This is a genomic window from Falsiroseomonas sp. (genome assembly GCF_030695085.1).
GTDB lineage: Bacteria > Pseudomonadota > Alphaproteobacteria > Acetobacterales > Acetobacteraceae > Falsiroseomonas.
The window spans coordinates 45,016-55,992 of the sequence record NZ_JAUYTS010000235.1 but is presented as its reverse complement, the minus strand read 5'-3'; the positions used below and the strand labels follow the sequence as shown (position 1 = coordinate 55,992).

Sequence of the window (10,977 nt, the reverse complement as noted above, 5' to 3'; positions counted from 1 at the left end):
ACCGACTTCGTGCTGGTGGATGACGCCAGCGGCCGCGTGCTGACCGGCAAGCGGCTGACCACGCCGGATGATCCCGGCCGCGCGATACTGGAGGGCATTGCCCGAATCCTGGCCGAAGCCGGCGCCGCCATCGGCGATGTCCGGCAGGTGGTGCACGGCACGACGCTGGTGACCAATACGGTGATTGAGCGCAAGGGCGCGCGCATCGGCCTGATCACGACGCGCGGCTTCCGCGACAGCCTCGAGATGGGGCGGGAGATGCGCTACGATCTGTACGACCTGTTCCTCGACAAGCCGGAGCCGCTGGTGCCGCGCCCGCGCCGCCACGCAGTGACGCAGCGCCATGATGCGCGCGGCCGCGAATTGGTCGCGCTGGTCGAATCCGAGGTGCGGGATGCGGCGCGCGCGCTGCGCGCCGATGCGGTGGAGGCGGTGGCGGTGTGCCTGCTGCACAGCTACCTTGACCCCACGCATGAACGGCGCATTGGCGCCATTCTGGCGGAGGAGTTGCCGGGCGTGCCCGTGACACTTTCCTCCGACGTGGCGCCCGAAATCCGCGAATACGAACGGGCGAACACCGCCTGCGTGAATGCCTATGTGCTGCCGCTGATGGATCGCTATTTGGCGAGCCTGGAGGCCGAGCTGCGGCGGCGCGGTCTTGGCGGGCCGCTGCATCTGATGCTGTCCGCGGGCGGCATTGCCTCGGTTGGTTATGCGCGCGCCAATCCGGTGCAGCTGATCGAGAGCGGCCCGGCCGCCGGCGCCACGGCTGCGATGCATTACGGCCGGATTGCCGGTGTGTCCGACATGATCTCCTTCGACATGGGCGGCACCACCGCGAAGATGTGCCTGATTGAGAAGGGGGAGGCGGAGCATGCTTCCACCTTCGAAGCCGCGCGGGTGCGGCGCTTCCGCAAGGGCTCCGGCCTGCCGTTGAAGGTGCCGGTGATCGACCTGATCGAGATCGGCGCCGGGGGTGGTTCCATCGCCCATGTGAATGCGATGGGGCTGCTGAATGTCGGGCCGGAATCCGCGGGCTCCGTGCCTGGCCCGGTCTGCTACGGCCGCGGCGGCACGCGGCCGACGGTGACGGATGCGGATCTGCTGCTGGGCTATCTCTCGCCCGCGTATTTCCTGGGTGGCGAAATGGCGCTGGACCTGGCGGCGGTGGAAGGCGCGATGCAGGAACATCTCGGCCAGAAACTCGGCATGACGGCGCTGGAAGTGGCGGCCGGCATCCACAGCATCGTCAACGAGAATATGGCCGCGGCGACGCGCATGTATGTGGCGGAGAAGGGCCGCGATCCGCGCCGCTACGCCATGCTCGCCTTCGGCGGCGCAGGCCCGGTGCATGCCTATGGGTTGGCGAAACTGCTGAAGCTGTCTCGCGTCATCGTGCCGCAGGGCGCGGGTGTGGCCTCGGCGTTGGGGTTCCTTGTCGCGGCGCCGGCCATCGACCTGGTGCGCTCCGGCGTGCAGCGGCTCACGGCGGTGGAGTGGGACGGCGTCGCGCAGAAATTCGCGCAGATGGAAGCGGAGGCGCGCGCCGTGCTGCTCGATGCCGGCGCCGCGCCGGGCGATGTGCAGTTCCGCCGCAGCGCGGATATGCGTTATGCCGGGCAGGGTTTCGACATCAGCGTGCCGATCCCCGCCAGCGCCGATGCGGAATCCGTCGAAGCCGCCTTCCGCGAAACCTACTTCGGGCTTTTCGACCGTCGCATCACCGGCGTCGCGATGGAGGTGCTGTCCTGGCGCCTGCACGCCACCGCATCCCGCCCCGCAGTGCCGGAGGGTTTCACCCCGCCGGAAGGCGAGGGCGCGGCGTTGAAGGGGCATCGCAACGTGTGGTTCGCGCAGACCGGCCTCGCCCCCTGCGCCGTCTATGACCGCTACCGCCTGCCCGCGGGCCAGCGCATTGCCGGCCCGGCCGTGGTGGAGGAACGCGAATCCACCGTCGTCATCGGCCCCGACGCGCACATCACCCGCGACATCCACGGCAACCTGCTGATCGACATCACCTATCCGGAGGAGACAACCCCATGAGCAAAGCGGCGGATTACGCCTGGCTCGACGGCAAGCTGGTGCCCTGGGCCAATGCCACCATGCACATCTCCACCGAATGCGTGCTGCGCGGCGAGAATGTGTTCGAGGGCATCCGCGCCTATTGGAACGAGGAACAGCAGGAACTCTACACGTTCCGCCACGCCGACCACATCGCGCGCCTGCGCCAGGGCGCGCGCATCATGCGGATGACGATCCCCTACAGCGATGCGGAGATCGAGGCGGCGAGCCTGGAGCTCATCCGCGCCTGCAATTACCGCGAGACCATCCACTACCGCCCCGTGGTCTATTTCGCGGAAGGCGAGCTGACGCATTACCTGCCAAGCGAAATCCGCACCGGCTTCTTCATCCTGGCCTTTGCCATGCCGTCGAAGAAGGTGCAGGAGACGGGCGTGAAAAGCGCCATCAGCACCTGGCGCCGCAACAGCGACCTCGCCTCGCCGTCCCGCATCAAGTCGGGCGCGAACTACCACAACTCGCGGCTGGCCTATATCGAGGCGCGGATGAATGGCATGGGTCCGCCGGTGATGCTGAATGCGGCCGGCAAGGTGGCCGAGGGCCCCGGCGCCTGCGTGATGATCGTCCGTCACGGCAAGCTGATCACCCCGCCCGTCACCGCCGACATCCTGGAATCCATAACGCGCGAGACGCTGATGGAACTGGCGCGGGAGGAACTCGGCATGGAGGTGGTGGAGCGCGATGTCGACCGCTCCGAACTCTACGTCGCCGACGAGGCCTTCTTCTGCGGCAGTGGGGCGGAGGTGCTGCCGATGGTCTCGATCGACCATTACGACATCGGCGACGGCACGCCCGGCGCCGTGACCCGCAAGCTACAACAGCTCTACAACGACGCGGTGCGGGGAAAACTCGAGAAATACCGGCATTGGCTGACACCGGTCTGGCGCAGCAACGCGGCGAAGGCGGCCGCCGAATGACGCGCAGCGTCGGAAGGCTGGTCGCCGAAAGCCTCGCCGCGCATGGCGTGGATCTGCTGTTCTGCGTGCCGGGTGAAAGCTTTCTCGGCCTGACGGATGCGCTGGTCGATGTGCCGGCCTTGAAGCTGGTGGTGTGCCGGCATGAGGGTGGCGCCGCCTATATGGCCGCCGCCGATGGCCGGATGCGGGCCGGGCGTGCCGGGGTGTGCATGGTCTCGCGCGGCCCTGGCGTTTCCAACGCCATGATCGGGCTGCACACGGCGTTGCATGACGCCATCCCGATGGTGCTGATCATCGGCCAGGTCGAACGCCGCGACCGCGGCCGCGGCGCCTTGCAGGAACAGGACTACGGCAAATACCTGGCGGATACGGTGAAGGCCGTGATTCCGGTGGACCTGCCGATCCAGGCCAGCGAGGCCATCGCGCGCGCCTTCCACCTCGCCGAATCCGGCACGCCCGGCCCGGTGGCGGTGGTGCTGCCGGAGGATGTGCTGGATGAGCCGGCCAACGACATCCCCCTCGCCAAACCACGCATCCGTGCCACGCCCGGCCCCGCGCCGGCCCAGGTGGAGGAACTGGCAAAACGCCTCGCCGCCGCGCAGCGCCCGGTGGTGCTGGTCGGCGGCGCCATGGATGGGCCGCCCGCCGCGCTCTCCGCGCTGAAGCGCCTGGCGGAGGAATGGTCGCTGCCCGTGGCACCGACGCATCGCCGCCCGCATCTGTTCGACAGCCACCACCCGAACTACGCCGGCTATATCGGCAACCGCGTGCAGCCGCCGCTGATGGCGGCGCTGCGCGAGGCCGATCTACTGGTCGCGCTGGGCGAGCGGATGACCGATGTGGTCAGCCAATCCTACACCTGGCCCACGGCGCCGGACCCGCAAATGCCGCTGGTGCATGTCTGGCCCGACCCCTCCGAACTCAACCGCGTCTTCCGCGCCGACCTGCCCATGGCCTGCGACCCGGCCCTGCTGGTCGAGGCGCTGCTGGCCCGCAAGACGCCGCCGGCGCCGGCGGGCCGCGCCGCCTGGATCGCGCGGCTGCACGGGCTGCACCGGGATCTGACGGCGCCGCGCTGGGACCCGGCGCCGGATGGCGTGAATTTCTCCGCCGTCTGCGTCGCGGTGGCGGAACGCATGACGGCGGATGCGGTGCTGACAACCGATGCCGGCAACTTCACCAGCTTCGTGCACCGCCATATTCCCTTCCGCCCCGGGCAGATGTTCCTGGGCTCCGCCGTGGGCGGCATGGGGGCGGGGATGCCGATGGCGGTCGCCGCCAGCATCCGGCATCCGGGACGGCAGGTGATCGCGGTGGTGGGTGATGGCGGCGCGTTGATGACGGGCAACGAAATCGCCACGGCGATGCGCCACGGCGCCGCCCCGGTGCTGCTGGTGGCGGATAACCGCACCTATGGCTCGATCGGTATGCACCACGCCAACCGCTACCCGGGGCGGAACTACGCCGATGCGGCCGATCTGGTGAATCCCGATTTCGCCGCCTGGGGCCGCGCCTTCGGGGCGGAGGGTTTCACCATCCGGACCGAGGCCGAAATCGCCCCGGTGCTGGATGCCGCGCTGGCACCACGCAGCGTGCCGGCGGTGGTGCATGTGCATGGCTCGGCACTTCAGGTCACCGCCTGGCGGCGCCTGAAGGGCTGAACCGGCCGGCCGCGCGCCTCAGCCGGGCGCGCGGGCCAGCCAGAACCGCATCCGGCCATCCGCGAAGGCCGGAATTTCGAAGCCCTTGCGGGAGGCCAGCAGCATCGGGTCGCGATACAGCGGGATCATCCAGTAGTTCGCGCGCTCGATGGCGAAGGCCTCGGTCAGCATCGCGGTGCGCCGCGCCGGGTCCATCTCCACCGCAATTCTCTCAACCAGCGCATCCAGCGTGGGGTCGGAGGTGTTGCCGGCATTCCAACTGCCACGTCGCTGCGTGCGGGTGTGCATGACGTTGTTGAGGATGGAGAAACCGTCGAGCTGCGGCGTATTTGCCCAGCCCATCACGTAGATGTCCTGGCTGCGCTGCTGGAAGGCCTGCATGTAGGCCGCGAAGCGGACCCCGCTGTAGTTCACCCGCACGCCGATGCGCGCCCACATCGCCGCCGTCGCCTGGCAGACCCGGTCAATATTCACGAAGCGGTCCACCGGGCATTGCATCGATATGGTGAAGCCGTCCGGGTAGCCGGCCTCGGCCAGCAGGCGCTTCGCGCCCTCCGGGTCGAAGGGGGCGCGCTGCACGGATTGGGCGGGGTCGTAGCCATTGATCTGCTCGGCGATCATCGCATGCGTCGGCTGCGCCAGGCCGCGCATGACGGCGCGCGTGATGCCCGGCACGTCCAGCGCCATGGTCATCGCCCGGCGCACCCGCACATCCGCCAGCGGGTTGCGGTCGCCGCCGCCGCCGATGCGGTGATTCTCGGCGACGTTGAAGCCGTAATACATCACGCGCAGATCCTGCGCCTCGACCAGGGTGATGTTCGGATCGCGCCGCAGCCGCTCCGCATCCTGCAGCGGCGTCGGCGTGATGACGTCGACCTGGCCGGACAGCAGCGCCGCCAGGCGCGTGGCATCATTCGGCAGGGGGCGGAAGGAGACTCGGTCGATATTGTGTTCGCGCTTGTCCCACCAACCGGGAAAGGCCTCCAGCACGGTTTCCGAATCGAGCTCGCGGGAGACCAGGCGGAAGGGGCCGGTGCCGTTGGTGTGGATATTGGCGTAGCTCGCCGCGCCGCGGGCCGGGTCGGTCGGCAGCATCGCATCATGCGCCTGCATCCATCGCTCGCTGAGGATGGCGACGCCGGCGAGGTCGTTGATCAGCACCGGGTAGGGGCCGCGCAGCAGCACATCAACCGTGTCCGGGCCGCTCTGCTCGATCGCGCTGATCATGTGGGTGACGGAGGCATAGGGCGAATTCGGCACGCTGGCGCGGCGGAGCGAGGCGACGACATCCGCCGCCGTCATCGGCGTGCCGTCATGGAAACGCACGCCCTGGCGGATGGTGAAGCGGTAGCGGTCCGGTGCCAGCACCTCCCAGCTTGTCGCCAGGCCGGGTTCGAACTTCAGGTTGCGGTCGAGCCGCACGAGCGTGTCGTAGATGTTGCCGAGCAGGGCCGCATTGGCGGTGCTGAATACGCCCTGCGGGTCCATGGTGGTGACCTCGCCATTATTTCCCCAGCGCACCGTGGTCTGCGCGACGGCGGGAGGGACGAGGCTGAGGGAAAGCACGGCGGCACCCAGCGCCCGGCGCCATGGAAAGCGGGTCATGCGTTGCTCCTGTCCAGCGGGAAGATCGGCCGGCGCACGCGCCGGAAATCGAGGGAATGCAGGTCGAGTGTCGCGACGCCCGGCCCCTGGCAATCGACATGACCTTTGGCCAGCGGCAGGAAGGCCGGGCGATGGTTGGTCTTGGCCTTCAGGATGATGGTGCGGAAGCGCGTCGGCTCCAGCCCGAAGATGCGGTACTGCAGCGGGTCCAGCGCTTCCACCCGGCCCTCACTGACCAGCAGTGTCAGTCGCCCGGTCTCCAGCACCGCGCAGCGGCCGAGATCGACGGGCATGCCGGTGAAGATCGGCCCCTCCACCGTGAAGCGGCCCATCGCCAGCGTGCGCACCGTGCCGGTCAGCCGCAGCGGCACCAGCGGTTGCTTCAGCGCGGGGATCGGCATCTTGGCGCCGATGTCGAGGGTGATGGTGGCGCCGATGCCGGCCTCGATCATGCGCGCCACAGCCTCCGGATCGCATATCGGCCCGGCGAGAATATCCGCCATGCCACGATCGAGCGCGGCGGCGATGACCGCCATGGAATCCATGGTGCCGCCCGAATGGCAGTTGTCCGAGAAGTCGGCGAGGATCACAGGCCCCTCCGTCATCGCCGCCGCGCGGTCCATGGCAGCTTGGAGACTCTCGAAGGGCGCGGGGAGAAATTCCTCCCGCAGCGACCAGGCCTGGTCGGCAACGGTTTGCGCCGCGGCGCGCGCGCGGGCCGCGTCGCCGTGGGCGGTGGCCAGCACCGTCATGCAGGTGTCCTGCGTATCGGCCAGCGGGAATCCGGTGAAGACGGTGACGCTGGGCAGCCCATCGCGCTCCGCCGCATCGGCTGCCGCGATCAGCCGCGACATGGGTTCGCGATCGGTCAGGCACTTCACCATGTCGGGCAGCATCGGCACGCGCGCCGCGACCGTCACCGGGTTCAGCCGTCCCTCCAGCACGTCTCGCAGCAACTGCCCCGCCTTGCGGCCCGTCTCCGGCATGTCGGTATGCGGGAAGGTGCGGTAGCCCGGCATCACCGTGCAGTTCGCGATGAACAGATCGGAGAGATTGGCGTGGGAGTCGAGCGAGGCGCCGATCGGCAGGCCGGGCCGGATCTGGCGGATGCGCGACAGCAGCTCGCCCTCGCCATCCTCCGCGCCCTCCGCAACCATGGCACCGTGCAGGTCCAGCATCATCGCGTCGCATTCCCGCGCCGCGGCACACAGGATGTCGCACAGCCGCTCGAAGACATCGCGCTGCACCGGGCCGGAGGGCAGGCAGCGCGCGGCGATCGGCACCGTCACCTCCGCCCCCATCGCCTCCGCCACATCGAGCAGGCCGGACAGGCTGTAGCCGGAGTGGCGGAAGGCGCGGTAGGCGGCCTCGCCGAAGATCGGGCCGCCGGGGCCGAAATCCTCCCACCGCGTCGGCACGGGCGAGAAGGAATTGGTCTCGTGCTTGAACATGGCCGCGGCGATCTTCATGCGAATCATCCCGGATGGTTGCGGTGGCGGCGGATCAGTCCGGGCGGACGATCTTCCAGTAGGTGTCCTTGTTGTGGACCAGGCCGTCGCGGAATTCCCACAGGTCGCAGCCCTGGTAGTTCAACTCCGTGCCATCCGCGGATTTGCCGGTGACGCGCCAGACGGATACGGCGCGGTCGCCGGCGACGTATTCGTATTCATGGGTCCAGGCCATGTCCGGAATGACCTTGAAGCGATCGGCGAGCACCTTCCGCACCGCCTCCTTGCCGCGCACCGCGCGCCCCACCGGCTCCGGCCCGCTGGCCATGAAGAAGGTGCAGTCCTCGGTGAAGTAGGACATGATCCGGTCGGCGTCGCGGCTGTTGAAGGCGTCGGCGATTTCCAGGATCAGCGCGACATCGACGGTCCGTCCGGCGCGCCCGGTCGGCACGGCTGCGGTCTGGCTCATGGCAATTCCTTGCGTCATAGGGTCCGGTGGCTGGCGGATGGGACTGTGCTGCTGCGATCCGGTCCGGTCAATGTTTTTGAAGACAATCTCCGCGATGAGCTTTCCATGACCCGTGCGCCCTATCTCAGCCTGCCCGCGATGCCCCCCGAGCCGCCCGATCAGCCGGGCGGCCTGCCCGACTTCGTGGCGGCAAGGCTGCGAGACGCAATCCTGTCCGGCGCGATCGAGGCGGAGGCGCTGCTGCGGCAGGAGGATATCGGCCAGCGCTTCGGCGTCAGCCGCCCGCCGGTGCGGGAGGCGCTGCGCCAATTGGAGGCGGAAGGCCTCGTCGTCTCCCGCCCCCGCCGCGGCTACGTGGTCGCGCGGCTCGATCCGTCAGAGATCGCCGAGATCTTCGACATCCGCATGGTGCTGGAAGCCCAGGCGGCAGAGCACGCGGCGCTGAAGCGCAGCGAGGCGGATCTGCGTGCCATGGAGGGACTGGTCGTGCAGATGGAGCAGATCCGGATCGAAAGCGCCGAGGATGGCCAGCGTTTCGCCCTGCTCAACCGGGACTTCCATGCCCGGATCTGCGAGGCCGGCGGCCGCCGCTTCTCCGGCCAGGTGCTGGTGACCTTGCGCAACCAGGTGGAACGCTATGTGCGGCTGGGCTCGGCCCTGATCGGCAATGTGGATCGCGTGAACCGCGAGCATCGTGGAATCCTGGAGGCCTGCCGCGCCGGCGACGCGTCCCGCATGGCCGCCCTCAGCCTGTCCCATGTGCAGGAGACGGGGCGGCGCCTGCTCGCGGGGCTTGCCCATGCGCGGGAGGATGCCGCGGTGCCGGAAGCCCGGGCGGATGGGGGCCGATAGGCACCGCCGGCCCGGATCGGGCGTTCGGACTGCTGTTGGCCGCCTACCCCCTCCCCGAAGGCCGCGTTTTGCCATACCCATCGCTCAACAGGTTGGGGACGCCAATGGACCAGGTGGATTGCGTGGTGGTGGGGGCGGGCGTCGTCGGCCTCGCCGTGGCCCGGGCGCTGGCCCAGGCGGGGCGGGAGGTGCTGGTGCTGGATGCGGCGGAGGGCATCGGCACCGAGACCTCCTCCCGCAATTCGGAGGTGATCCACGCCGGCATCTACTACAAGGCCGGCAGCCTGATGGCGAAGACCTGCGTCGCCGGCAAATGGAAGCTGTACGACTACTGCGAGAGCCACGGCGTGCCGCATCGCCGCTGCGGCAAGCTGATCGTCGCGACCAGTGACGCGGAAGCCGAGCAGCTTGAGGGCATCCGCCAGCGCGCCGCCGCCAATGGGGTGGACGACCTGCGCTTCATCTCGGGCGCCGAGGCGCGGGCGATCGAGCCGCATCTGTCCTGCACCGCCGCGCTGGTCTCGCCCTCCACCGGCATCATCGACAGCCACGCCTATATGCTGGCCCTGCAGGGCGATGCCGAGGATGCCGGCGCCATGTTCGCCTTTCACGCCCCGGTGCTGCAGGGCCGCGTCGCCGGCCGGCAGATCGAGCTGCAGGTGGGTGGGGCGGAGCCGATGGCGCTGTCCTGCAACCTGCTGGTGAACTCGGCCGGCCTGCATGCGCCGGGCCTGGCGCGACGGATCGAGGGGGTGCCGGAAGCGCACATCCCCGGCGCCTTCTACGCCAAGGGCAACTACTTCAGCCTGACCACGAAATCCCCGTTCAGCCGGCTGATCTACCCGGTGCCGGTACCGGGGGGCTTGGGCACGCACCTGACCATAGATCTCGGCGGCCAGGCGCGCTTCGGGCCGGATGTCGAATGGATCGACCGCATCGACTACAATGTGGACCCGCGGCGGGGGGAGCTGTTCTACGACAGCATCCGCCGCTGGTGGCCCGGCCTGCCGGATGGCGCGCTGGCGCCCGGCTATTCCGGCATCCGGCCGAAGACCGTGCCGAAGGGCGCGCCGGGGCAGGATTTCGTCATCCAGGGCCCGGCGACCCATGGCGTGCCGGGGCTGGTCAACCTGTTCGGCATCGAAAGCCCCGGCCTCACCGCCTCCCTCGCCGTGGCGGAGGAGGTGATGGCGGTGGTCCCTACAGCGTAAACGCCACGCCGATCTCCGGCACCAGGACCTTCGCCTTGGCGCCCGCCATCTCCCGCTCGAAGGCGGAGGCATCGGGGGCGATCATCGGGAAGGTGCCGAAATGGCACGGGATGGCGGTGGTGACGGTCGGCAGGAAGCGCTTGACCGCCAGTGCGCCGCGCTTGCCATCCATGGTGAAGCGGTCGCCCACCGGCACCATCGCCACCGTCGGGCTGTGCAACTCCCCGATCAGCGCCATGTCGCCGAAAACCTCGGTATCGCCCATGTGGTAGACCACCGGCTCGCCCTTCGCCTTCGGCGTGATCACCAGCCCGCCCGGCAGGCCGAGATCCTGGGTGATGCCGTTCTCGTCCATCACGGCGGAGGAATGGAAGGCGATGGTCAGGGTGACCGAAAAATCATCCTGCTGCGTGGTGCCGCCGGTGTTCATCGGGTCCATGGCCTTCAGCCCCTGGCGGGCGAGCCACATGCAGATTTCGAAATTCGCCACGACCTTGGCGCCGGTGCGCTGATGGATCGCCATGGTGTCGCCGACATGGTCGCTATGGCCATGCGTCAGCAGGATGTGGGTGGCGCCCGCGCTCGCCGCCTCGACATCGCCCTTGAACACCGGGTTGCCGGTCAGGAAGGGGTCGATCAGCACGACCGAATTGCCGAATTCCAGGCGATAGGCCGAATGCCCGAACCAGGTAATTTTCATATGTCGTCTCCGTCTGTCGCTGGCGCTTCTTAGCC

General features: G+C 68.7%; 9 protein-coding genes. 5 read left to right on the top strand and 4 right to left on the bottom strand.

All coding sequences use genetic code 11. The features are described from left to right. From Q8S40_RS24770 to Q8S40_RS24760, 3 genes are all read left to right on the top strand, one after another. Window positions 1–2,043 (top strand): hydantoinase/oxoprolinase family protein (locus Q8S40_RS24770; protein WP_305672543.1); only part of this gene is annotated, 2,043 nt, incomplete at its 5' end. Further along, a complete protein-coding gene (locus tag Q8S40_RS24765) occupies window positions 2,040–2,996 on the top strand; it encodes a branched-chain amino acid transaminase (protein ID WP_305672542.1) in 957 nt (318 codons plus the stop codon). The genes Q8S40_RS24770 and Q8S40_RS24765, both read left to right, overlap by 4 nt. Continuing rightward, complete coding sequence (locus tag Q8S40_RS24760) at window positions 2,993–4,657, top strand: thiamine pyrophosphate-dependent enzyme (RefSeq protein WP_305672541.1); 1,665 nt, start codon at window positions 2,993–2,995, stop codon at window positions 4,655–4,657. Before Q8S40_RS24765 ends, Q8S40_RS24760 begins: the two co-directional genes overlap by 4 nt. 18 nt (window positions 4,658–4,675) lie before the next feature. Here the strand turns inward: Q8S40_RS24760 and Q8S40_RS24755 are convergent, their stop codons facing one another. The 3 genes from Q8S40_RS24755 to Q8S40_RS24745 are packed head-to-tail and all read right to left on the bottom strand — an operon-like array spanning window position 4,676 to window position 8,179. Then, entirely contained in the window at window positions 4,676–6,262 is a 1,587-nt protein-coding gene (locus tag Q8S40_RS24755) for an ABC transporter substrate-binding protein (RefSeq protein WP_305672540.1), read from the bottom strand. Beyond that, entirely contained in the window at window positions 6,259–7,731 is a 1,473-nt protein-coding gene (locus tag Q8S40_RS24750) for a M81 family metallopeptidase (RefSeq protein WP_305672539.1), read from the bottom strand. Before Q8S40_RS24750 ends, Q8S40_RS24755 begins: the two co-directional genes overlap by 4 nt. A gap of 34 nt (window positions 7,732–7,765) precedes the next feature. Further along, entirely contained in the window at window positions 7,766–8,179 is a 414-nt protein-coding gene (locus tag Q8S40_RS24745; RefSeq protein WP_305672538.1) for a nuclear transport factor 2 family protein, read from the bottom strand. Between the two features lie 105 nt (window positions 8,180–8,284). Here Q8S40_RS24745 and Q8S40_RS24740 point away from each other — a divergent pair, with 105 nt between their 5' ends. Both Q8S40_RS24740 and Q8S40_RS24735 read left to right on the top strand, forming a co-directional pair. Continuing rightward, complete coding sequence (locus Q8S40_RS24740; protein WP_305672537.1) at window positions 8,285–9,031, top strand: GntR family transcriptional regulator; 747 nt, start codon at window positions 8,285–8,287, stop codon at window positions 9,029–9,031. A 104-nt stretch (window positions 9,032–9,135) separates the two neighbouring features. Continuing rightward, window positions 9,136–10,242: an NAD(P)/FAD-dependent oxidoreductase gene (locus Q8S40_RS24735; RefSeq protein WP_304811182.1), complete on the top strand. Its 1,107-nt coding sequence runs from the start codon at window positions 9,136–9,138 to the stop codon at window positions 10,240–10,242. Here Q8S40_RS24735 and Q8S40_RS24730 read toward each other — a convergent pair. Further along, on the bottom strand, window positions 10,232–10,942 hold the full coding sequence (locus Q8S40_RS24730) for a metal-dependent hydrolase (protein ID WP_305672536.1): 711 nt from the start codon (window positions 10,940–10,942) through the stop codon (window positions 10,232–10,234). The two genes, Q8S40_RS24735 and Q8S40_RS24730, sit on opposite strands and share 11 nt — an antisense overlap. Between the last annotated feature and the right edge of the window lie 35 nt (window positions 10,943–10,977).